The organism is Synechococcus sp. PCC 7336 (assembly GCF_000332275.1).
Classification (GTDB): domain Bacteria; phylum Cyanobacteriota; class Cyanobacteriia; order Thermostichales; family PCC-7336; genus PCC-7336.
In genome coordinates this window covers 3,909,545-3,932,950 of sequence record NZ_CM001776.1, presented here as the reverse complement: position 1 = coordinate 3,932,950, position 23,406 = coordinate 3,909,545, and the positions used below count along the sequence as shown (strand labels likewise).

20 protein-coding genes and 3 tRNA genes are annotated in these 23,406 nt (G+C 54.8%); 9 read left to right on the top strand and 14 right to left on the bottom strand.

Annotated elements, in window-relative coordinates:
- Positions 1-58: 58 nt before the first annotated feature.
- The 5 genes from SYN7336_RS31915 (at position 59) to SYN7336_RS28270 (ending at position 8,360) form a co-directional block, all read left to right on the top strand.
- Positions 59-1,828, top strand: coding sequence for a porin (locus SYN7336_RS31915; RefSeq protein ID WP_156820224.1), 1,770 nt, complete (start codon positions 59-61; stop codon positions 1,826-1,828).
- Positions 1,821-3,977, top strand: coding sequence for a tetratricopeptide repeat protein (locus tag SYN7336_RS18645; RefSeq protein WP_156820223.1), 2,157 nt, complete (start codon positions 1,821-1,823; stop codon positions 3,975-3,977). The genes SYN7336_RS31915 and SYN7336_RS18645 overlap by 8 nt, the downstream gene beginning before the upstream one ends.
- Positions 3,977-5,341, top strand: coding sequence for a glycosyl hydrolase family 8 (locus tag SYN7336_RS18640; RefSeq protein ID WP_017327451.1), 1,365 nt, complete (start codon positions 3,977-3,979; stop codon positions 5,339-5,341). Before SYN7336_RS18645 ends, SYN7336_RS18640 begins: the two co-directional genes overlap by 1 nt.
- A gap of 24 nt (positions 5,342-5,365) precedes the next feature.
- Positions 5,366-7,729 (top strand): cellulose biosynthesis cyclic di-GMP-binding regulatory protein BcsB, encoded by a 2,364-nt coding sequence (locus SYN7336_RS26700; RefSeq protein WP_017327450.1) that lies wholly within the window; start codon positions 5,366-5,368, stop codon positions 7,727-7,729.
- A 79-nt stretch (positions 7,730-7,808) separates the two neighbouring features.
- Positions 7,809-8,360: an FHA domain-containing protein gene (locus SYN7336_RS28270; protein ID WP_227498539.1), complete on the top strand. Its 552-nt coding sequence runs from the start codon at positions 7,809-7,811 to the stop codon at positions 8,358-8,360.
- A 329-nt stretch (positions 8,361-8,689) separates the two neighbouring features.
- Here SYN7336_RS28270 and SYN7336_RS18625 read toward each other — a convergent pair whose 3' ends face one another.
- The 9 genes from SYN7336_RS18625 to SYN7336_RS18585 all read right to left on the bottom strand — a co-directional run bounded on the left by SYN7336_RS18625 (position 8,690) and on the right by SYN7336_RS18585 (position 17,876).
- Positions 8,690-9,928: a glycosyltransferase gene (locus SYN7336_RS18625; protein ID WP_017327448.1), complete on the bottom strand. Its 1,239-nt coding sequence runs from the start codon at positions 9,926-9,928 to the stop codon at positions 8,690-8,692.
- Positions 9,925-10,620: a DUF5752 family protein gene (locus tag SYN7336_RS18620; protein ID WP_017327447.1), complete on the bottom strand. Its 696-nt coding sequence runs from the start codon at positions 10,618-10,620 to the stop codon at positions 9,925-9,927. Before SYN7336_RS18620 ends, SYN7336_RS18625 begins: the two co-directional genes overlap by 4 nt.
- A gap of 75 nt (positions 10,621-10,695) precedes the next feature.
- On the bottom strand, positions 10,696-13,521 hold the full coding sequence (treY, locus tag SYN7336_RS18615) for a malto-oligosyltrehalose synthase (protein WP_017327446.1): 2,826 nt from the start codon (positions 13,519-13,521) through the stop codon (positions 10,696-10,698).
- A 462-nt stretch (positions 13,522-13,983) separates the two neighbouring features.
- Positions 13,984-14,361, bottom strand: a complete 378-nt coding sequence (locus tag SYN7336_RS18610; RefSeq protein WP_017327445.1) for a hypothetical protein — start codon at positions 14,359-14,361, stop codon at positions 13,984-13,986.
- Between the two features lie 421 nt (positions 14,362-14,782).
- On the bottom strand, positions 14,783-16,630 hold the full coding sequence (gene treZ, locus SYN7336_RS18605) for a malto-oligosyltrehalose trehalohydrolase (RefSeq protein ID WP_026101137.1): 1,848 nt from the start codon (positions 16,628-16,630) through the stop codon (positions 14,783-14,785).
- 35 nt (positions 16,631-16,665) lie between these two features.
- On the bottom strand, positions 16,666-16,809 hold the full coding sequence (locus tag SYN7336_RS31190; protein WP_017327443.1) for a hypothetical protein: 144 nt from the start codon (positions 16,807-16,809) through the stop codon (positions 16,666-16,668).
- A gap of 163 nt (positions 16,810-16,972) precedes the next feature.
- Positions 16,973-17,044 (bottom strand) — tRNA-Thr (locus SYN7336_RS18595).
- A 4-nt stretch (positions 17,045-17,048) separates the two neighbouring features.
- Positions 17,049-17,134, bottom strand: a tRNA-Tyr gene (locus SYN7336_RS18590).
- 121 nt (positions 17,135-17,255) lie between these two features.
- Positions 17,256-17,876 carry a DNA-3-methyladenine glycosylase gene (locus tag SYN7336_RS18585; RefSeq protein ID WP_017327442.1) on the bottom strand — a complete coding sequence of 207 codons (621 nt, stop codon included), beginning with the start codon at positions 17,874-17,876 and terminating at the stop codon, positions 17,256-17,258.
- A gap of 102 nt (positions 17,877-17,978) precedes the next feature.
- Between SYN7336_RS18585 and SYN7336_RS32765 the strand changes: the two genes are divergently transcribed.
- Positions 17,979-18,101 (top strand): hypothetical protein, encoded by a 123-nt coding sequence (locus SYN7336_RS32765; RefSeq protein WP_017327441.1) that lies wholly within the window; start codon positions 17,979-17,981, stop codon positions 18,099-18,101.
- Between the two features lie 154 nt (positions 18,102-18,255).
- Positions 18,256-18,672 (top strand): photosystem I reaction center subunit II PsaD, encoded by a 417-nt coding sequence (locus tag SYN7336_RS18575; RefSeq protein ID WP_017327440.1) that lies wholly within the window; start codon positions 18,256-18,258, stop codon positions 18,670-18,672.
- A 111-nt stretch (positions 18,673-18,783) separates the two neighbouring features.
- On the opposite strand, the gene SYN7336_RS18570 is transcribed toward SYN7336_RS18575, so the two are convergent.
- Positions 18,784-19,596 (bottom strand): inositol monophosphatase family protein, encoded by an 813-nt coding sequence (locus tag SYN7336_RS18570; protein ID WP_017327439.1) that lies wholly within the window; start codon positions 19,594-19,596, stop codon positions 18,784-18,786.
- A gap of 176 nt (positions 19,597-19,772) precedes the next feature.
- On the opposite strand from SYN7336_RS18570, the gene SYN7336_RS18565 reads away from it, so the two are divergent.
- A complete protein-coding gene (locus SYN7336_RS18565; protein ID WP_038027291.1) occupies positions 19,773-20,378 on the top strand; it encodes a DUF3318 domain-containing protein in 606 nt (201 codons plus the stop codon).
- Positions 20,379-20,412: 34 nt separating this feature from the next.
- Here SYN7336_RS18565 and SYN7336_RS29170 read toward each other — a convergent pair whose 3' ends face one another.
- The 3 genes from SYN7336_RS29170 to SYN7336_RS18550 all read right to left on the bottom strand — a co-directional run bounded on the left by SYN7336_RS29170 (position 20,413) and on the right by SYN7336_RS18550 (position 22,516).
- Positions 20,413-20,529, bottom strand: a complete 117-nt coding sequence (locus SYN7336_RS29170) for a photosystem II reaction center X protein (RefSeq protein WP_071590813.1) — start codon at positions 20,527-20,529, stop codon at positions 20,413-20,415.
- 105 nt (positions 20,530-20,634) lie between these two features.
- Positions 20,635-22,200, bottom strand: a complete 1,566-nt coding sequence (gene murJ / locus SYN7336_RS18555; RefSeq protein ID WP_017327436.1) for a murein biosynthesis integral membrane protein MurJ — start codon at positions 22,198-22,200, stop codon at positions 20,635-20,637.
- 178 nt (positions 22,201-22,378) lie between these two features.
- Positions 22,379-22,516, bottom strand: coding sequence for a photosystem II reaction center protein K (locus tag SYN7336_RS18550; RefSeq protein WP_026101135.1), 138 nt, complete (start codon positions 22,514-22,516; stop codon positions 22,379-22,381).
- A gap of 130 nt (positions 22,517-22,646) precedes the next feature.
- Here SYN7336_RS18550 and SYN7336_RS18545 point away from each other — a divergent pair.
- Positions 22,647-22,735 (top strand) — tRNA-Ser (locus SYN7336_RS18545).
- A 26-nt stretch (positions 22,736-22,761) separates the two neighbouring features.
- On the opposite strand, the gene tsaB is transcribed toward SYN7336_RS18545, so the two are convergent.
- Entirely contained in the window at positions 22,762-23,388 is a 627-nt protein-coding gene (gene tsaB / locus SYN7336_RS18540; RefSeq protein WP_017327434.1) for a tRNA (adenosine(37)-N6)-threonylcarbamoyltransferase complex dimerization subunit type 1 TsaB, read from the bottom strand.
- Positions 23,389-23,406: the final 18 nt, after the last annotated feature.

Sequence of the window (23,406 nt, the reverse complement as noted above, 5' to 3'; positions counted from 1 at the left end):
GCTAGCTGTAGTGTCCACATCAATTGTGGCGCTGTAGTGGCAGGATTCTTGGAAGTGCGTGCGTTACCGTATCCAGCCAGGTCGATATTGGCCGCTCGGCAGTTGGTCAGCCACTGCAGTCTGTCGGGACTTTACCCTGCAGTGGCGATCGCCTTTGGCTGCACTGGTGCTCTTAAGCACAGGCGTTGGAGGATGGCAGGGACGAGCTTTCGGCACAGCCGCGCTCGAAGAGGAACCAGCGGACGTTGCGGTTAGGTTGCACGGGATAGCGATCGCCCAAGCCTTGCCCTCCGAGCGAGAGCGAGCGGCGACACGCGATCGGCTCGATTCGGCAGACCGACAAGCCCGAGAAGACGAACTGATTCGCCAAGTCTTGCGATCGCCCCTCTCCCCACCGGCAACAGCCCCCCTCTCAGCTCCGCCTCCCCCCCCTTCAGACCTACCTCCGGCAGCACGAGGCGTGACAGAATTTTTTTCGCCCTCTTTCGCTCGCGCTTCCGAGAGCAACCCCCACAGCTCGGAGGCGATCGCGGGACTGAATTGCTCCGTCTGCGATCTCACTCCCCCTCCTCCCAACCAGCAACTCAATGCCAATCTAGAACGAGCCGAAACGAGACTCCCCCTCGCCCCCAACACATTGGCTGGAGGCGGTCCCATTATCTTCGACCCGCCGTCCCCCCCGCCCGCTGCCCCCGTTGCCCCCGTTGCCCCACCAGCTCCCCCCGACGCGCCGCCGCCGCCTGCCCGAGCCCCCGCCCCTCCCGTTCCGCTGGCGGAATCGGAACTGGAGCCCCCTCCCTTAGCGGAACCTCCCCTGGAAACGCCCTTCGACATCGCCACGCTGCCAGAATTTCAGCCCACCCTAGTCGTGGATGGATTGGGGATTCAACTGGGGGATACCACCTCCGTGCGGGTGCGGGTGCGGGGTGACGTGCCGATTAATGCCAATGTGCTGATCGGCGGAGCAGTCGATTTTGCCGAGGGCAGCGAACTCTCCAGTGCCTTTTTAGATGGCTTGACCGTCAACGAGTTATTTGTGGCGGTAGCCCCTCCAGGGGTACCCAACCTGCGCTTGATTCTCGGTCAAATCGATCTGACGTCGTACTTCGATCGCAATAGTTTTGCCAAAGATGTGGGCACCCACTTCTTCGATACGGTCTTTCAGACCAATCCCGCCCTTGCGGCTGCAGGCTTGGAGGCCAGCACTGGTGCGTTGCTCAACTGGACTGCGACGGACCAATTGGAGGTCAAGTTAGGCACCTTTTCATCCTCCCGCCGCTTGGATGAGTTCGACCTGGATGGGTTTGTGGGGGAAGTGGCGTTTCGAGTGGGCAATGCGATTGTGCGCGCCACCTACGTCACGGGCACCGATGCCGGGACCGAGACAGCCTTTCCGGCAGCGTTTTCAGTACCGCGAGGAGACGGCGCGTTTGGCCCGCTACCGGACGATCGCGAACAAGCCTACGGCATTAACTTCGAGTATTTTGCCGAAAGCATCAATTTGGGCATTTTTGGCCGCTTCGGCCAGTATTTCAACAACGATCTCGACGTCTCCGCCATTACAGCTAGTGCTGGAATTAACCTATTCGACATTGCCCTGCCCGAAGACCGCTTGGGTCTGGGGATTGGTTTCGGCTTAGACAATAATGATTTGCGAGAGGATCTAGACGAGCCGTTTCCCAGCGTTGTGGAAGCATTTTATGATTTTCAACCGCTCGATAATTTCCGGGTGGGGTTTACCGTTGTGGCGCGGGATGAGTTTAGCGAGGTGGATCTGGGGGTGCGGGTGAGAACGACGCTCGATTTGTTGAATCGCGAGTTTGAGTGAAGTATTTGAACTGATGGCAGGATGCAGGCGGGTTAGGGGAATTGGCAGGTTCGGGAGATTCGCGGCAGTGGTGGCGATCGCCTGCAGCAGTTGCTCGGCCATTACGCCCCTCGCAGGGGCTCGAGTGCCGCCCGTGCCGGCTCCAGTCAGCCAAGCCTATGAGGTTTTACAGCAGGGGAATGTAGTGTCGGCGATCGCCCAATTCGAGACGGCAGTGAGAGACTATCCAGAATCGCTGCAGGCCAAGTTCGGTCTGGCGATCGCCTATCGTCGGGCGGGGCGGGAAGCAGAGACTTGGGCGGCGTTTCAAGCGGTGCTGCACCAGGATCCCAGCCACGAATTGGCCCTGGAAACGGTTGGGTTGCTGGCGCTGCTGGAGCCGCAGCGGTATCGCTCGGGGGTGGCTGCTCTAACTCAACTGCTGGAGCGATCGCCCGATCGCGTGGAGGCCAGAACCCATCGGGCGCGACTCTATTCCCTCTTGGGGCTCTATAACGAGGCTTTGGCCGATTACCGCCTTGTGGTGGCGGCAGGAGCTGTCGAGTCGCAGGTGCTCTTGCAGGCGGCGGAAGCTGCGGTGAGGGGGGAGGGGTTTGCCGCCGCGATCGCCTTTTACGATCGCTATCGCCAAACGGGGCAGGCGATTTTGGGGGAAGATCTGCTCTTATACCTGCGGGCTTTGCGGGCCGATGCTCGGACCCTTACTGCCCTCGATCTCGCCCGAACTGAATTGGCCTACGTCGATGGGCGCAGCGAGTTGGGGGTGAGGTTGCAGGTGGCGATCGCCGAAAGCTATTACTTCTCGAATCAACCCCAAAGTGCGATCGCCACCCTGCAGCCTTTAATCGACGATCCCGGCACCGCAGTCAGCTTGGCTCGCGCTTTAGACGAGGTGGCCCAACGTCCCGAAGTATCGCTGAATTTCGAACTGGCTGCCATAGACCTCTATCGCCAGCTCTTGGCTCGCCCCTCCCCCGATGCCGCAGTGCTGCAGGCCGCTGCCCAGTTTATGCGTCGCCGCCCCGAACTGCTAGCAAACGCCCATCAGCTCTATCGCCACCTACTCCAGCAAGATCCCCACAACCGCAGCTATGCCCTCCACACCCTCAGCCTCGAAGCCGCCCTCTTAGCGGCTGGCAACCTCCCCACCGCAGCCTCCGTGCCGCCGCTGCGGCGGCTACAACTGCGGCAGCAACTGCGGCAGATCGTCCAGACCCTACCCGAAAACCCTACAGAGCGACAAGATTGGGCGATCGCCCTCGCTTCCATCGATCCCCCCGATCCAGACCTGTTGCCCGTATATTTGGAATTGCTGCAGCGGGGAGCTCGGCATCCCCCCCTGTTGCTGCGGGTGGCTCAGATGTTGGTGGCGCGGGGAGACCTGCAGTCGGCCCAATTGGCCTTAGCGGACTACCGCCAGTTCAATCGGCGAGAGACTGCACCCGCAGCAGAACTGCTGTTGGCCGATATCGAGCGGCGGCAGGGGAAGTTCGCGGCTAGCAGCCAGCGCTACGAAGTCATCATGTCAACCTATGCCTCCCATTGGCCGACTGCCCGCGAAGCTGCATTGGGATTGGCATGGGTCCGCTTGCAACAGAGCCAGCCTCGGGCTGCCATCTACCTATACGAACAACTGCTGCAGCAGAACCCCGAGGATTGGCGGGCGGTGCTGGGACAGGTGGCAGCAGCTCAGCAACTGCAGGCCATTTCGACCGCAGCGGCGATCGCCCTCATCGATCGCTGGCAGACCTCGGCCCCCGGCAGCGTACCGCCCCTCGAACTGTATTCCCTGACTGCCGATTTGCCCGCTCAACCCCATTGGAGCGACCTCTACGAAACGATGCTGGCTTTTGCGCCCCATTCCGCCCAACGGCAACCCCCCGTCTTGGCGGCGATCGACTCGGGGGACTCGTCTTCCCGTTCTCATCTAGAGGCGGGCACTCCCCCTCCCCCCTCTGCTCCAGCAGAGGAAGAGTTTGATGGAGCTCGCCTCGGTTGGGACTCCACTTTCAACGCCCTGCGCTACTATCGAGACTTGGCCCGACAGCAGCAGGGCGATGGCGTGACGCCTCAAGTGCGCGCTCGCCTGCAAGAGTTGCAAAAGAGCCTACTGCAGCGACGGGGATTTCAGCCAGAGTGGGAACGTTGATGGACAGAACTACCTCTCCTTCTCGCATGCATTTGCGCCGCTTGTCTGCAATGGCGATCGCTGTCTGCACTATCCTCGTCTTGGCCCTGTGGGGCTGCGTCACTGCGCCGTCGCCGTCAGCCACCTCGACGCCCCAGCCCCCAGTGGCGATCGAATCCCCTGTCGCCCCTCCCGTGGATGTGTCCGCTCCCCCACCCTCCGACAGTCCTTTACCCGACCTCACGAACGCACAGCTTGTTGCCCGCAGTTGGACAGCCTACCGCGCTCGCTTTATTCAGGCAGACGGTCGCGTGATTGATTGGGAAGCCAATGCCCGCACCGTTTCGGAAGGGCAAGCCTACGGTCTGTTGTTGGCGGTGTGGAATGACGATCCCGACACCTTCGATCTCGTGCTCGGCTGGGCCGAGCGCCACCTGCAGCGCACCACCGAACGGTTGGCAGCAGACGCCGATCGCTACCCCTCCCCCGATTCCCAAACGGAGCCCGTCGAGCCCCCCCCAGCGGATCGGTTGTGGGCTTGGAAATGGGAACAGCGATCGGATGGCAGTTGGGGTATTGTCGATACCAACTTTGCCACCGATGCGGATGTGGACGCCGTCACCGCCTTAATCCTGGCTGCACGTCGCTGGCATCGCCCCGACTACGAGCAGCTCGCCCTCGCCAAGCTAGACGATATTTGGAATTTGGGCACAATCGCAGTCACTGATAGCGATCGCCGCTATCTCCTGCCCGGCCCCGAAGCCCCGTTTCGCAACCCCAACGGGATTCTCATTCTCAACCCCTCCTACGTCGCCCCCTACGCCTTTCGCCTGTTCGATCTCGTAGATGGCGATCGCGATTGGGGCAAACTGGTGGAGGGCAGCTACCGCCTTTTGACAGAGGCTTCTAGTTTGTCCGCCGTCAATTTGCCCGGAAACTGGGTGGGGTTTAGCGATCGCACCGAACGCTACGTGCCCCTCTCCACCGCTGGTTCCCTCAGCAGCCGCTACGGATTCGATGCCATCCGAGTGTGGTGGCGACTGGTGCTGGATGCCCGCTGGTTTGGCGAGCCCAGAGCCGTCGCCTACCTCAACACCCACCTGACGCATCTCCAGCACCTGTGGCGCAGTCAACAAGCCATTCCCGCCGAGATCGATCTGTCCGGTATCGCCCTCGCAGACTTCGAATCGACCGCACAATATGGCATGCTGTATGCCGCGTTTGCCCTCGTCGACCCCGATATTGCAGCAGACATTCGCCAGCAAAAGTTGTTGCCCCAATACCGAGACGGTATCTGGGAAAACAACTCTGCCTACTACACCCAAAATCTCGTGGCCTTTGGCCTACTGGCCTCGGAACCGCCTCCCGCCAGTCTGGCCCGCTAATTCGAAGGATTTCTGTGCAGCACTATGAATCGCCTGTTTAGACTGGTTGGCTTACTGTTGCGCCAACCGCGATCGCCTGCCCTCGCCCTATTGGGGTGCGGCATAGTTCCACTCCTCTGGGCGGGGCTACCTGCGGCAGCGCAAATGCCCGACGACATTACCCAACAGGAAGAAGAGCTGATTCGGCGGTTTTCCCTGCCCTCCGACACAGGAACCACCCCTCGCTTCAATCCGCCCTCGGGCATCCCCCCCTCTGACGATCTGCCCGCAGGACAATCGGAATATATCCTCGAATTTTCCCGCAGCCCAGTGGTGGGGAATGCTCTGCGCTTGCAGGGCATCGTCGATGTCAACCAACTCGCCTTTCCCAGCCCCCGCAACTGGTCGGTAGAATCCGCGCGGGCCACTATCCGATTCCAACACTCCGATCTGCTCGATCCCGGACGCTCTAACATCACAGTGCGGTTCAACGGTTCCAGCATCGGCAGCCTGCCCCTCGATCGACCGGAAGCCGGTATTGCCACGGCGGTCTTCGACATCCCCCCCGAGCGATTCGAGCGCTTCAATATCCTATCGGTGCTGGCCCAGCAATACGACAGCCAAGCCTGCACCGATCCTGCCAATCCGGGACTGTGGACAGAAATCCTGCCCGATTCCTATATCTCCGTCCGCTATACCCCCGTCCCGGTCGACCTCGACTTCAGTCGCTATCCCTATCCCTTTTTCGATACCCAAGCCTTGGGTCGCAGCCGCTTGGCCTATCTCGTGCCGCAACAGGTGACTCCCGAATGGCTCACCGCTGTCTCCCGCTTTCAGGTGGATATGGGTCGCCTCGCCGATTTTCGTCCCCTCCAAACCCGTCTCGTGCCCGACTTAGCAGAAGCCAGTTCCAGCGAGCCGGTCGCGATCGTGGGCACCCCCAGCGACCATCCCGTCTTGGCCAGCCTCGACCTGCCCTTCGACCTCGTCAACAATCAGTGGACAGATGGCAACAATCGCCCCCTGCCGACAGATGTGGGGGTGCTGATGCTGACAACTGTGCGGAGTGGACAAGTCCCCCTATTAGTCATCAGCGGCAATGGCAGTGCGGGAGTATTGAATGGGGTTCGTACCCTAATTTCCCCCACCAATCGAGAGATCGGTACGGGGCAGGCTCTGCTGGCCACCACGATCGCCGACCTGCCCTCCCCCCCCGCGCGGGACTGGCCCCGCTATTTGCCCGATCGCGATCGCTTTCCCCTCAGCGATCTGAGCTTTGCAGATGGCAGCCCCATTCGCGATACCACTGTACGGGGGACAGACTCTGGAGAAATCGAGTTTGATTTTCGGGCACTGCCGGACGATCGCTTCACTCGCGGCAATCATATTAAACTGCACTACAGCTATGGTCCCCAGACCAATCCCCGTACATCGGCGATCGAGGTCTTGCTCGACGACATCGTCGTGGGGGGTCACCGACTCACCAATCTCGATGGCGAAACCGGGGTTCGAGCGGAGGTCGCTCTCCCCGAGGGGCTGATTGCCCCCAACACCCGCATGACCATCGCCTTTCGCCTCAACCCGCGCCAATCCGCCGCCTGCGGTTTAGTCTCTCGCGGCCATCTCTGGGGCACCCTCCATGCCGATTCGACCGTCAATCTGCGGCGACAGCAATCGGTGGAGTTACCCGACTTAGCCCTATTGCGCTACGGTTACCCGTTTGCTGCTCCCCAAGATCTCTCCTCCAGCGCGGCAGTATTGCCCGATCGACCCTCCTTCCAGGAGATGCAAACGCTGATGCAGTTGGCCTTGCGTCTAGGTCGCCTCAGCCGCGCCCGAGATGTGAAGTGGGAGGTGTATACGGCCAGCACTTTGCCCGCTCGAGTCCGGGACGAGCGACATCTGATTGCCATTGGCGATCGGCAGCGGTTCCCCTTCCCCGAACTCCTCACCTCCGGTAACTTCCGCCTTTACAATGTCATGACTCGGCGGTGGCAGGGAAACACCATTCAAACCCTGACGGATAGTGAAGGGGCCATCCAAACCTCCCTCTCCCCTTGGAACTCGCAGCGGTTGTTGTTGTCGCTTAGCGGGCAAACCCCCACAGCACTCGAACGCATCCAAGACTTTTTGGCCTTCGATGCCTGGTTCTTTCAGCTAGAGGGCGACACGGCATTTATCAAGACCTTCAGCCCTACCCCCGATCCGTTCAACCCCAACACCTTCGAGCTGGAATTTCTCAGTGGCGCTCCCACCCGACGGTTTGAAAATCTTTCTCTGCTGGCCAAAATCTCCCGACAACTGCAGGAAAACTGGCTCTTGCTGATTGCCGGTTTTGTGGTGCTGGCGCTGGCGCTCTATATCATTATCCAGACCATTCTCTCTCGTATGAAGGGCAACCCCTCTTGAAGCCTGGGGCGCGATGCGATCGGCTCGCTGCACTCGGCGGGTAGTCTAACCCAAGAGGTAAACATCCCCCATACCCCCTGTGGGTTCTATCCGCAGGCTGTGGCAACCCAATGCGGATATGTCCGAATACACTGAACTCATTGTGCCCGATGTGGAGGGCCAGCCATATCCACAACCCTCGACGGAAGTGGCTTCTGGTCCCCTTCCGGCAATTCCCCCTGCGATCGCGGATGGAGCTCTCGATGCTGACTGGCTGTCTCCTGACGCAGGCGATAGCCCCAACTTTACCCTCGGCGTTCACGACGGCAGACAGCCGCGCAGCTATCTGCTCGCGCAAGGGATATACACTCTGGGTCGCGACGCCAGCAATGCCATCCCCATCTCCAATCGATTTGTATCCCGACGGCATGCCTACCTAATTCGAGTTCCCCATCGCAGTGCCGGGGCCATGGGATTTACCTATTGTCTAGTGGACGGCAATCGTCAGGGAGGCTCCAGTACCAATGGCGTATTGGTCAATGGCGAGCGAGTTGCAACTCACTATCTCAAAAGTGGCGATTTGATTCAGATCGGCCCCGAGGTGAGAGCCTATTTCTTTGCTTTGGTCTCCCCCCAGCCGATACAGTTTTAGCCCGAATCCGGGCATCAATTAACGTCAGTTCGACAGGTTTCAGGCCCCCATCCCCTAACCCCTTCCCCCAAAATTGATACTGCTGGCGAAATTCATATTCCGAAACATTGGCCATTTGTCTAGATGCCTGTGGCCCCCTTCCCCTAACCCCTACCCCCAACTTTGGGGGCAGGGGAACGAGGCCCCGTAAGGATTTTCGGCTGTTTCTCCCCTCTCCCAAGTTTGGGAGAGGGGCCGGGGGTGAGGGCCATGCAAAGCCATTCAACTCAGGTTAAATTAGCCTTTGCTCTGACAGGCGCTCGGAGAGCGTACAGAATTTCTGTCTGTACTTATTTCAACTCGATTCGATCCCGCGCCTCATTTTGAAGTGCAACCATCAATGTCAAATACTCCCGTAACTGTCGGGTCAATAGAAAGTTCTCCCGAACGAATTCCCTGGCTTTAGCTCCCATCTCGGCAATGCGTTTCGGTTCGTGCAATAAATATCGAATGCGTAGGGCAGCTCCCTCGGGCGTATTCACTAAAAAACCGGTGTGATAGTCGATGACCTGCAAGCGAATTCCCCCCGTATCTCCGCCAATCACAGGCTTTCCTTTCCACATTCCTTCAGTCACTGTCAAGCCAAATCCTTCGCGAATCGATTTTTGCAGCACAATGTCAGCGGCTCGCTGGAGAGCATTAATGGTGCGGTGGGCGTCTGGCGGAAGCAAAAGGATATGAATGTCTGGATCTCCCTCTGCAGCCGCTTTGACTTCATCCAATACGATTTGCCCTTCGGGATCGTCTGCAGCTCCTCCTCCAGCAAGCACCAGTTGAAGTGAAGGAATGAAACGAGTAGCCAGTTGATAGCCTTGGATAACCCCTAAAGGGTCTTTGAAACGATCGTAACGAGAAACCTGGATCAGCAAAGGGCGATCGCGATCGATCTCGAATTGCTTGCAAACCGCTTCAATCTCGTCGGGTTCGAGATCGATATTCTTATCGGTCAAGGGATCGATGCTGGGGGGAACGATGTATTTCGGATGCGGTAATGCCTGGGCAAAAGCAGCCAGCGAGAAAATGCTGGCATCGTAGGGGGCAATAAACGGGCGAAGGAACTTCCACACCGAGCGATAGGGATGGCTGGCATCGATATGGCAGCGCCAGACCCACTTGCCCTGGCGATTGGGGCAGTACTGCAGCAGGGGGGCAGGTTGCGGATCGTGAATGAAGACAAAATCTGACGCTTCTAAGCGATCGCGTAAGGTATCGGCATTACTGACATTAACCGCTTTATAGTGCTTCAAAAGGGTCTCGGGAATGGGAACGGCATTGCCCTGTAGAGCGTTGTGCATTCCTTTCGTACATTGGTAAAACTTGACGTCGCCTTCGATGACTTCCCAGTAAGCATCGATGTCGAGCTCCCGCATCAAAGGAACCAACTGGGTGAGAATCTCAGCTACGCCACCTCCCTTAGCGGTGGAGTTAACGTGCAAGACTGTTTTGCCCTTGAGGGGCTTAGCCAATTGCAGCAGGCGATCGATCACTTCCTGACCCGTCACCCGAGCGTAGGTATCGAGAATATTCATGCAGCTACTCCTGACCTACAACAGGCTCTAAAAATCTCTGCCAAGCGGGAGCGGCAATCGATCAGGGGTTCGAAATAGGGATCGATCTCCGCAAGCTGGCATTCTAAGTTGCCGTACTTGCGATCCAATCCTCTCAGCCAGAGTCGGAAGTCGTCTACACCTTCTGGCAATCGCCTCCTGGCGTCGATGAAATGATAGAAGATACTACCCACCGACAGATGGGGCATCAATTCTGCCATCTCTTCTGGATGTTTGACTCGCTTGTAGGTGTCGAAAACAACGATCTGAGAGCGAATGAATTGAAACTGCTCCGTCGCAACTATCCAAGGAACAGTACCGGCTTCATCTAATCGCTCCTCAATGATGTCGATCAGTTCCTGCCGCAGCCCCTCCATGTCGATATATGCGGAGGGATCGATCATCGCCAGACGCTCGGCCAATTTATCGTCGTGGAGACCGCGCCGCGCCCAAGCGGCAAAGTCGTTGTTATATTCTCGTTCTTCAAATAGAGGTTCGAGTAGGCTGCCCCAAAAGTGAAAGTAAATGCTGTCGGGGACGATGGTTTGCAGGCGATCGCGCATCTCTTTCAAAGTCTCTGCTTTGTAGCCAGTCGCGATCGCAATCAGGGCGCAATCTTTCAAAGCAAAAGTTTCTAATCCATTTCCATGGTCGGTATTATCGTTAGCAGCCATGGTGTTCTTCCTCAGCGAAACAAGGTGCGATCGATTGTCAGGAGCTTGGAGCAAGGGCGGCGAACCTCAATACAATTATTTTTCGTAGCGACCTATCAGTAAAGCCACCGGAAAAAGCTCCAAAATCTCTCCGATGCCGATCGCCTCCCGACTCTGAAGCACTCGATCGGTGAAAACATTTGTCCACTGCAGTTCGAGTTCCGCAGGTATCGCCAAGTGCGTGTCCCTCCAGACTGCCGAACCTAGAGGATACTCGCCAGGTTTAATGAACTGGGTCAAAAACCTCGGTACAACCACAAGCGCCACCGTATCGCCATAATGCCAGGCAAACGCGATCGCGCAATCGGATAGCGACCCCACAACCTCTAATGGGACGTAAGTGCCGTGTTGGAAAACATCTGCATATTCCTGTCTTGCGCGAAGCGATCGCGCGATCGCAAACAGCTTGATGCGACCGTCTGTCCAGGAGCTCAGAAGTACCTTTAGTAAGCCGGAGAGATCTTCACTGGATTGCCGATCGAGTTCTTCTAAAAGGTGCAAGCGATATTCGAAGTCAACTGGGCGGCGATTGTCGGGATCTGCCAAGCTAAAATCCCAGAGTTCTGTTCCCTGATAGAAGTCGGGAATCCCTGGCGAGGCAATTTTAAGCAGTGTTTGCGAGAGCGAGTTATACATCCCGTAGTAGGCAACACTCTGCTGAAAGGGCAAAAATGCACTCGAAAACCCGTTTTCGTCGGCAGGTTGGAGGAGGCGATCGATGAAGTTTAGGTACCCTTCTTCGTATTCTGTATCTGGCTGCAACCAAGCAGTATGTACCTTGGCTTCGCGAACGGCCTTGATGGAATACTGTTTAATGCGTTCGGTAAACTGAGTGCGATCGCGATCGTTTAACGGAAAAGCTCCGACTAGTGTTTGGTAGAGGAAATACTCGTCGTTCGCGTCTGGAACCTCGCGGCGATCGGTGATTAACTTGCGAGCTCGGTTGAGCTGTTTCCAATAGTTAACTCGATCGCTCCACCGATCGGGAATTTCCGATAGGACGTTAACTCGAGCTCGAACATCTTCGCTACGCTTGGTATCGTGCGTAGAGGTTGTGTTTAGAGAATGCGGCCAGTGGTCTTGTTGCATGCGATTGAAATTATGAAACGAAGCAGTTGTAATTCCAAATTGAGCGGGAATACCTCCAACTTCATTGAGGGAAATAAGGCGATTGTAGACGTAAAGCAACGTATCTTCAATTCCTTTAGCAGTAAGCGGTCCGGTCACTTGCTGAAAGCACATGACAAAGCGAAGCCACTGAGCTTTTTCCTCATCAGTGAGCCAGCCATCAAATTGTAGTAGTAAAACCTTCTCAATCAAACTTAACTCATTCAATAACTGGGGGATATTCTGTTTGGCTCTACGAATAACCTCTTCGATATAGTTACGATCTCGTTCTCTCACCTCTGTTCCAGAAGAAATATAAGTTCGATAGACCGGGAATAAAACGAGGACCTCCTGAATCGCCTTGCGCAGACCATTGAGTGTAAAATCTCGGCCATAGCGATATAAGCCCGAGAACTTCTTCAATAAATTTGCTAAGTTTTCCAGATCGCCTGCCAAGTTGGTATCGACAATTAAGCGCTTTTTCTGAACGCAAAGAGTATCATATAGCTCGCTCAGTCCGGTGAAATCGGAGTAAATCTCATCAAAGTGACGCACATTATCTTTCTGGCAAAAAACTTGATTGACAACATTCAAAAAGTCGTATCCCGATGTTCCTTGAACGGGCCACTCTTGGGGCAGCTCTTCATATCTTGAGAAAAAATCGCGCTCTAGTTCGAGAATCTTTTCAACAATGAGATACCGATCGCCAATTTGCTCGCGCAGCCAAATCAAATAATCTGTCGGATCGTATAGACCATCGATGTGGTCGATTCTCAGTCCTTGAAAGTAGTCTTCTCGAACGAGCTGAAGAATAAGCTTGTGAGTTTGCTCGCATACCTCTCGATCTTCAATGCGCAGACAAACAAGGTCATTAATGGTAAAAAAGCGCCGATAGTTCAGCTCCTCTGCACCCACTTTCCAGAAGGACAGTCGGAAAAACTGCTTGGCTAGTAACTCATCTAGTAAATTGAAACTTTCTGGCTCGCCAGGGGTCCCGTTGAAAGTCTTCAGATTGCGATCGATAAACTTCTGGACTTCCGTATTTGCCTCATACAGCTCCCAGAGAAGACCTTTGCCAAATAGTAATTGTTCGTTTCGCTGCTCGCCAGATTCTCCTTCAGAAATATTCTGTAAAATGTACAGAATTCCCATTAACTTAATAAAATCAGGATGATCTTTACCTAGAGCGTGCGACAGCTCGTTCAGATCGTAGGTAACTAGCCTCGCATATGACTCAATTCTCAATGGAATTTGTAGATCGTAATAACTGACAGCAAGTCTTTCTCGTTCGTACTTCAGTTGTATTTGACCCTTTTCGAGACAATTACCATAAAAGTCACCCAGTAAAGGTACTAAAACCTTGCCTTTAATATCTTCGTAAGGATGTTCCCATTCGATGTCAAAATAATTAACAAACTCAGAATTCGGTCCGCGTTCGAGCACATCCATTAAGTATTGATTTTGACTGTCGTAAGCCATGTGGTTGGGAACGATATCTTGAATCCATCCCATTCCCCTGTCTTGCAGATCGTCCCGCAGGGCATCATATTTTTCTCGGGAACCTAATTCGGGGTTGAGCTGATTCCAATCCACCACATCGTACCCGTGGGTACTTCCCTGCCTCGCCTTCAAAATGGGCGATGCATAGATATCTGAAATACCGAGCTTCTCTAGATAGGGAATAATCTGTCGAACAGCATCCAATCCAAAGTCAGGTGTTAGCTGAATGCGATACGTTGATACTGGAATATACATACCGATACCAAGATCGAGGCAATTTCACTAGTATTTACACTGTTTTGTTTGGAGCTATTGATGCTCTTTCCATTTTAAATCAGCCCTCGATTCTAGATCGCTAATAGGTAACAAAAATTTTTTTAGAAACAAAAAAGCTTAAATGCTTGCAGAGGGGCTCAAATAATTGTTTGTGTCCAAAAAACAGGTCTAGAACTTTTAGGAACTCGTTGAGTATTCTCAGTAATTAGGGTTTGCCAAGTTAAGTATCTGGCGAAAATGATAAAGACTTAGATTGCCGAGGGTAACTCTGCACTAAATCTAGCCTTGTTTTACTCGATCTAGATTTATTCTCTCTGAAAGTAAAAGAGTTAATAACGAGCAAAAAGCTTCGGTGAAAGCTATAGAAATTCGTGACAGACACCTCTTTGGATCTCATTCTTGTTGAGAATCGGAAGTGTATCAGTATATGGGAAGCCTTGATTACCGCTCGAAACGCTTCACTGCAACGTCGAACGCATCCACCAACTCCGACCAAGCCTGCTCGAATCCTGTCTGAATGTCTTTCCATGCTGCTTCGCCACTGGCTTGCAGCTCTTGCAGCTTCATCTGTGCGGCTTCGCTCTTGGCAGCCAGAGACTCGATCTGATTTTCGTATTCCAGCTTGGTTTCTGCCTCAGCTTGGCGAGCTTTGGCCTTCAACTCGTCAATTTGAGCATTGAGCTTGTCAAACTCAGCCTGCACTTTCTTCTGGTACTGGCTGCGATCGCCTTGCGCTTGGCTGACAGACGATCGGTCACTTTGGACTTGTGTGTCGCGATTTGTGTCTTGCATAGGACGGGTATCTTTTTGCCCAGTCATAACCCTCTCCTTATGGCAAAGTCTTTAGTTCAAACAGCTCTGCAAGTTAGCTTTCGTACATTCGCGCGATATCTACGAGTTGTTTTCTATACAAACTTACAGTGAATAAAATCAATACGCTTTTACAGTAACAGTACTACTCAAATAATGCAATACTTATAGAATTTTTAGAACTGGCTATTTAAATGACAGACTATCAGAGCTGACAAACCTTTCCAATCCTCTCTCGACTTCAGTCACTTGCAACATCACTTGCCATTTCTCTATACATTCACAAAACATCCTTTATCGACCAGACAGACACACGTATTCTGCCCTTCGTTGACGGTGCCTCAAGCTTGGATGCATCATTCTTTGCGCATATATGGAATCGTACCGATCGCGAATTCTATGCAAGAGCTCTACTGCAGGCAATTAAGGTTTAGCTTGCTCTTGTTAGGGTAGATTTCTCGTAAAGAATGGCACTCAGTGCTTGTATCTCGAAGGCTTCATTCTGTTGGAGTACGCTTGGCGCAGCGTTCCCCGGTCCTTCCCACTTCATATCGGCAGAGTCCAATCGCTTAGTCCATTGGTTAGCGGCAGTCACGGGAGCGATTGTAGTTTTGCGATCGCCAAAGTTCATCACCCCGAGTATTTGGCTATTAGCCTGCCATCGCCTAAATAGAAGAATACCTTCGGTTTTCAGACTCGATACCTCTTGGCAAGCACGATCGAATTGGCGCAGGGCGGGATTGTGCCGACGTATTTGTAACAGCTCTCTGTAGAACTGACGCAATACCGCGTGTTTGCCTCGAAATTGCATATCCCAGTCGAGTTTGGATTGTTCAAAAGTGTGAATGCTTTGCGGGTCGGGCATTTCATTTGCATTGCGCCAATGGGCAAATTCAGCTTTTCGTCCCTGGCGCACCGCTTCCACTAACTCTGGATCGGTATGACTCACGAAATATCGAAAAGGAGCTGTTTCGCCATATTCCTCTCCCATAAATAGCAACGGAATGTAGGGAGATAGCAAGGTTGCTGCTGCTGATAACTTGATAGCTTCAAACGAAACTAACCGCGCGAGTCGTTCTCCCAGCATGCGATTGCCCACCTGATCGTGATTTTGAGCGCAGATGGCAAACTGATATGTGGGGCGATCGCTCGCATCGCTACCGTGATAGCGCTGGCGATAATGGGAATATTTCCAGTCGTAGACAAAGCTCGCCCGCCACGCTTTCTCGAAATCGCATAATTGACCGAAGTCTTGGTAGTAACCCTGCTGTTCTCCAGTGAGCAATGCATGGAGGGCATGGTGAAAATCATCACTCCATTGGGCATCAATCCCATAACCTCCGATATCAGCTGGGCGAATAATTCGAGTATCGTTCAGATCGCTTTCAGCGATTAGGTGAACCTGTCGATGGCTCTGCTCCTCGAAGGTGTCAACTGCCTCTGCAAGTTCCGCTAGAAAGTGCTTGGCACTGAAGTCGTAGATAGCATGTATGGCATCGAGCCGCAGAGCATCAATCCGATACTCGCGCAACCAAAATAGTGCATTTTGAATAAAAAAGTTGCGTATGCCATCGCTGTTGGGGCCATCAAAGTCGAGCGCGCTGCCCCAAGGGGTTCGATAGCGATCGGTGAGATAGGGACCATAACAGCTACTGTAGTTTCCTTCCGGCCCGAAGTGGTTGTATACCACATCTAAAACAACTGCCAGTCCTTGTTGGTGGCATGCATCCACAAGTTGTTTTAAGCCATTGGGACCGCCATAAGCTGTGTGAACGGAAAAGGGGTACGTCCCGTCATAGCCCCAATTGCGATCGCCAGGGAACTGAGCTAGCGGCATTAATTCAATTGCAGTGATTCCCAGTTCCTTCAAGGACTGCAATCTGGGCACAATCGCCGCCAAAGTTCCTTCAGGAGTGAACGTGCCCACATGCAGTTCGTAGATAACGAATTCTTCGAGAGGCATTCCCGACCAGGAAGAATCCGTCCACTGAAGGGCGTTGCGATCGACCACCTGAGAGGGGCCGTGAACCCCTTGCGGTTGCAGTTGAGAAGCTGGATCGGGGCGTAAGGTAGAACTGTCATCCAATTGATAGAGGTATGTCGAGTTTGGGCTCGCAGAGGCAACAGTGGCTGTCCAATAGCCCCGCTCTTGCTGCTGCATCTCGACCCGTCTCGACTCAGATTCTTGCGAAAGTTGCAAGCCAACTTTTTGGCATCGGGGAGCCCAAACCGTAAACTTGCAACGACCGTCCGCCAAATAGTTCGCTCCAATTTCCATGATTGCTGTAGCCCCCAATTCAATAGCCAACGTTCTCATTCGAGCTGCAAGTGAATCTCGCCAGCCGCGATCGATGCCTGGAATTGCGATCGCTCTGGAACAACGCCAAAATAGTCTTTCGTCTGGGCGAAAGCCTCTGCAATCTTGCCATCCCACTCATTATGGAAAGCCCGAGACAAAACTGAGGCAGGATACCGTTTTGTCTGTGCCAGATGGAATTTCAGTCAATTCCAGGCATCCAGACCGCGATCGCAATCCACTTCAATCGTAAAGGTTCAATCAGTCGAACCCGATATTTCGAGTTCGAGCACCTTTCGATCCTGCAGAAACAATCGCTCGACAAGCCCATGACCAGATTTGAACTGGTGACCTCCCCCTTACCAAGGGGGTGCTCTACCCCTGAGCCACATGGGCGAAATGGTGGGCCGAGTTGGATTTGAACCAACGTAGGACTAAGCCAGCGGATTTACAGTCCGCCCCCTTTAACCACTCGGGCATCGACCCACAAAACGCACTGAAACCAAACCGTTCGAGGCAAAATCTGCCAGTGATTCAATTGGCGCTCATCCATAGTGCCATCTCAAGTTTGCCTTTGACAACACAAGACTCCTAAAAAATTCACTCCCTAACGCTTCGATACTGCCCCATGCCCCCGCAAGTACCATCGCCACGGCGTTTCAATCCCCCGAGTCAGACCGATCCGGATCGTTTGCACGATATCTTCGCTAGCAATCAATTCCCGCCCCGATTCCAGCCAGATCGCTTCCCCCTCGCGGATCGCTAAGGGCCATCCATCCTGAGTGCGATCGATCCTTAAGGCCCGACACAACAACCCCGGTCCGGCTGCCACCCGCAATGGCCGCCCGCGCTTCTTATCCGGCACCCAATCCGGCAATTGCTCTAACTCTAGTGCCCGCACCAACACCGCACTGCCGACCCCTTCTGCATCAGTGACAAGATTGAGGCAGTGATAGACCCCATAGATTAAGTAGACGTATAAATGACCTGCTGGACCAAACATCGAGCGATTGCGATCGGTCTGGCGCTTGTAGGCATGACAGGCTGGGTCTCCTGGCCCATAGGCCTCGACCTCGACAATCCTGCCGCGATAGCAGGTGCCATCGGCCATTTGCCGCACCAGCACTTGCCCTAACAGCTCTGGGGCAACCTCGGGCGAGGGCCGCGCCAACCGCTCTTGCCCCCAGATCTGGGTTCTTTCTAAAGAGTCTGGAACAAACTGCGACATCTCAGTTAACCTATGTCTGTATAAAGATATTGACTGTTCGGAGATATTGACTGTTCAGAGATATTGACTGTTCAAAGATATTGACAGAGAGGCACGCAATCCATGGACTTTAAAGTCATCCTGCTCGGACTGACCATCGCGATGTCGGTGCTAGCCCTGTTTTTCGGCACCCAAAACGGCTTCTACAATACGGATAAATATCGCGGCAATGGGTCGGCCCACTAACGGCACAGAACGCTCGCTCCTAGCCCTGCCGCGAATATCTTCACCGGTCTGCAACAAATGATTACAGTTCTCGATCGCGGTCCAGAACTGATTTAGGGACGATGGTAGGATGCTCCCAACCCTTTGAAAAACATAAGTTACGGCTGGAGATACGATGACTATCGCAGATGCCAAAACTCCAATTTTTGGCGGTACCACGGGCGGATTGCTCAGTGCTGCCGAGCGCGAGGAAAAGTACTGCATTACCTGGACCGGTAAAGCAGGCCAGGTATTCGAAATGCCTACGAGCGGTGCAGCTGTCATGGTAGAGGGCACCAACTGCATCTACCTGCCCCGCAAAGAGACTTGTCTGGCGCTGGGCGCTCAATTGCGCGACTATAAAATTAAGGACTACAAAATCTACCGCATCCTCCCTGGCGAAGAGCCTGTTTTGGTTCATCCCAAAGATGGTGTCTTTCCCGAGAAAAGTAACGAAGGACGCGAAATGATTAACAAGGTCGATCGCAACCTCGGCAACAACCCCGAACCCGTTACGGTTAAGTTCTCCGATAGAGAGACTTACGATCCCTAAGCTCGTAGCTGTTGATTTCCCCCCCCCCTTTCCGAATGACCGCAGTTCCTCCACTCTCTGGCGTGGGGGAATTGTGGTTTGGGCCATGACGCTTACATATTGGCCGCGAGATCAAAGCTGGCCGACGATCGCCGAGGTAAAATCCTCGATCAGTTCGGGACGACTGACCACCAAGGTCGGATAAGACTGCGAGACATAATCCTGTCCGGGCTGGAGGGGGAAAATCGAGCTGCCGTCGAGGGGATACCAGGTGGCTCCCGCACCTTGGACGATCGCCCAGACCGCAGCAATATCCCAAATTTTAGGGGTGGCTTCGATCGCCCCCAACGTACTCCCCAGCGCCACAGTGGCCAGATTGTAGGCAGCAGCCCCCAACATGCGGCGCTTGCAGGGCAATTGCGAGACCGCATCCCAACTGCGAGAGCAGAGGCTGAAAAAGTGATGGCGAGTGAGGGGATCGCGGCTGGGGTGAATCGGGCGCTGGTTGAGGTAGGCGCTGTTGGCTGGCAGGGTGGGCAGGTGGGGTTTGGCTTGATAATAGCCGTAAAGGCTTTGCTGGAGGGGGGGGATGTGCAGGTAGCCGAAGACGGGAGTCCCTCGGTACATTAGGGCCATCGAGATGCCCCAAATGGGAATGCCGCGAGCAAAGTTGTTAGTGCCGTCGATCGGGTCGATTGCCCAACACCATTCGGTCCCGGGAAAGGTGCGATCGCTTTCTTCAGTCAGTAAGCCGTGTTCGGGAAACGCTAGCGCAATCGCTTGCCGCAGCTCGCGATCGGCCCATTCATCCGAGCGGGTCACCAAACTGCCATCTGCTTTCAGGGTGGCCTGCACTCGGGCAAAGTCCTGCACGAGCTGTTGGCCAATGCGGCGGGTTTGAGTGCTGCAGAGGCTGAGTACGTTCGTCCAAAAAGAGGCGTTCATGCAATCGAATCGTTCCTGTCTGGCAACACCATACACAGCGATGCTGCACAGTGGTGGCGGTTTCCCGTGGAGTTAAACATTTTCGCCAGTTCGCGGCGATCGCCAGACAAAATCTGCTGACAACCCGCCGCTTGGCGCTAGGCTAAGAATTGTTTTCTTTGCCCGAAGACCCAACTGTGGCCTACTCTGCTTCCATCAGCAATCCCCAAGAGGAAATTCAGCGGTTGCGGGATTTGCTGCCTGCCTCCCTGCGTCCCCTGCTGGCCATTGCCCCCATGCCCTACGGCACGATCGCCAGCGATCCGAATCGCCAGCTCATCGGCATCAAACCGCGCCCCCCCTGGCAACCCACTGGCACCATCCAAATTCAGTTCTCGCAATGGCTGAATATTCCCCAAGCGCAACGGGATTTGCTGTTTTTGCGGGAAGCGGGTTGGTTTGATAGTCGAGCTTGGCTACAGCCGGGGCTATACCAGATCGTCGCAGCGGCAGGCGGCTTAGCTACAGTGCTGGAGCTGGCGCTGCACAATCCAGTGTCAGTTCTGCTGGCGGGAGGGGTGACGGGATTGGCGGTGCGGCAAGTGTGGCAGAACTTGCATAGCGACAACGCCCAATTCAATGCGGACGAGTTTGCCCTGCGGCGAGCACAATATCGCGGCTACGAGCGCCGCGAGGCCGCTCGCCATTTACTCGCGGCACTCGAAACGGCAATGCAAGTCGATCAGACCGACGTTCTGACGATTTTGAGGCTGCAAAGGTTAAAAGCGATCGCGACTTCGTAAGCAACGCTCGCCTGCCATCGGCGGAATGAGTGAATTAGCTGCGCTTCACCTTATCGAGGTAGCCCAGAAAGACGATACCGCCAAAGATGAGACCCAGAACCACACCACCGTAGACGAGACTCAGCAAGAAGTTAATCAAAGAAGGTGTCATTACAAACTGCTCTTAACAACTGCTCTAGATTTTCTCCATACATAGTAAGGCTATCTCTGGCTTTTTGTGGGGAAATTTCACGCTGCGCAATCTTGACAGGCCCAGTTAGCGTCGCAAGATGAACTGTTGCAAGCGTTGTGTTGCTAAATTTACCTCTGGCAATCGCAGCCACAGTGCTCCAGCCACAAAGCCCAGCAATCCAACGCCTCCCGCAAGGCTCATCTGCACGAGAGTGGAGATCGCGCCCGAGTCCGGCCAAATGACGGCCAGCAGGCGCGAGGTTTGCCACATAGCAGCGGCGGCGATCGCCACGACCCCCAGTAACCTGCAAATATCCCAGAGAGTTTGTTGCCAGGGCCACGGACCGATATGTCGCTGCAATCCCCTCCCCAGCCAAATGGCGGCCACGAGATTGACGCCCGCAGTCGATAGCGCCAAACCGGGTGCCCCAAATAGATGAATGCCGATCGCGTCAAAGATGGCATTAAAGGCGATCGCCGCAACACTAATGCGAAGCGGAGTGCGACTGTCTTCGAGGGCGTAGTAGATGCGCACCAGCACGTCGCGACTGAGGTAGAACAGCATGCCGATGGCATAGGCACCCAACAAAGCTGCCACCTCGACCGTAGCCTCGCTATCGAACGCTCCCCGCTGATACACCACCCGTACAATGGGTCGCGCCAAAACCCCGAGTAACATGGCGCAGGGCAGAATGCCGAGAGCGACAACCACCAGCCCCTGCCGAATGCGCAGGCGAAATTCCGGCCAGCGATCGGGTACCGCCAGTTGGGCGTAGTAGGGCATCAAGGGCACCAAGATGGCATTGGATAGGATGCCGAGGGGGGTGAGATAGAGCAGTTGGGCGTAAGCAAGATTGCCGATGGTGCGATCGCTGGGGATGAACGAGGCGAAAAAGATGTCGGTGTAGACGTTGATGTGGACGGTGCCGGAGGAAATAATGGCGGGGATAACCAGGGCTACCACTGCCCGCACTTCGGGCCGTTTCCAGTCGAACCGGGGGCAAAAGGTGGTCAGTTGGAATTTGCGTTGTAGGGGCAGTTGAGCCGCCCATTGGGCAATGCCCCCTGCCAGAACGCCCCAGGCAAGGACTGTGGGAGTGTTGACATCCCCGAAGCCCACTAGCGCGACAATGACGGCCAAACTGGACAAGAGGGGGCTAATGGAGGGCAAAAGATAGTGTTCGGAGGCGTTGAGGGCTCCAAAACCGATGCCGATTTGACCGGAAAGAACGGCTAGGGGAGCCATGATGCGCAGGTGTTGGGCCGCCAGATCGCGAATGGCAGGGCTGGCTCCGGGGGCTAGCAGGAAGATAATGGGTTTAGCCGCTACCGCCAGCGCGATCGCAATGACAGCCAGCGCTAGGGCAGACAGAGTGGAAAGAGTTTCGACTAGGACGGCGTGATTGTGCCCCTGACGTTTTTTGAGGATACTGACCACTGCACTGTGAAACGGGCCATTCAGCCCCCCCAGCAACACGAGTAAGAACCCCGGCAGAATATAGGCAATCCCGAAGGCGCTGTAGGCTTCGCCAGCTCCGAAAAGGTCGGCGATCAACAGTTGGCGTGCCAAGCCCATAACTTTGCTCGCGGCAGTGGCGATCGCCACCAACCCGGCGATGCGCGTCAGCGATCCTGCAGTTTTGGCCGACATCGAACCTGGGGGATAGAGTTCTCAACAACCCTGACACGAAAAAGGTCGGCTATTAAAGACCGACCGAAAATAGAATTTTCTGGTTGAGGGCGGTTTGGTATCGCTGAATTCACATTACAAAAATGTCTGGCAAACTAGAGTTTGCCAGACACCCATTCAGTTCGAGAAAGGTTCGAGATTACTTGAACCCAGCGGCGGCTTGCCAAACAAATGCCAGCAGGAAAAACAAAACAGGAATGACAGGCAGAACGTCGATCAGGGGATCGAACAATTCGTAACCTTCAGGCAAGGAAGCCATTAGCATCATTAAGTGCATCTTAAAGCCTCTATCGATCTCGCTCAGTATTGCAAAAGAGCTTAACATACCGCGTAGCTGAATCGAAGGGTTTACTGCTACATTGCCAGTAGGGTCTCTGGCGGCGCAAGCAGCGCAGCGGTTCCTGTCGGGAGAGATGGCAGAGTCCGGTCGATTGCGGCTGACTTGAAATCAGCAGACCTCGTAAGAGGTCCGGGGGTTCGAATCCCTCTCTCTCCGTTTCCCGCTCCACAGCAGGCGATGCTTTACCCCCGATGGATTGGGGGAGTTCGTCTGTACTGAGGTACCGCCTGACTCCAATCGGGGCGCTCTCCCAGATCGTAGTGCCGCGCGGCGATCGCCGCTACTGCCATCGCAGGCGGTCGCTCGCTCCAATCTGCCGCATCGACCGCTGTCAATCCCTTGCAGGCGATCGCCCAGTCTTCTGGAGAATACAGCCGATCGCCACTCGCAACCTGCAGGTCGCCCTCGACCTGCTCGTAAATTCCGCCAAACCATTCTCCCCGCTTGGCGTCCATTTGTACCGCCAGCGCTCGGTCCTCCCCGCCATCGGATAGCACTGCCGCCGCGATCGCCGCCAACGTCGAGATGCCAAATACGGGAATTGATAGCGCTTGCCCCAACGTGCGCGCCACCGTCACCCCCATCCGGCAACCGGTGAAACTACCTGGCCCTGCTGCCACTGCCACCGCCAGCAATTCCGGCCAAGGGCAGTCAGCCATAAAGGCGGTCAAACAGGGGTGCAGTTGGCTGGCCATCTGCCGGTCGAGCGACCAAAATTGCGATCGCAGGGGTTGGCGATCGGGATAGCTCAACAAGGCCAACCCCAAGGTTGGCGTTGTCGTATGCAGACTCAGAATCAAATGCGCCACAAGCCACTCTAGAGGTCT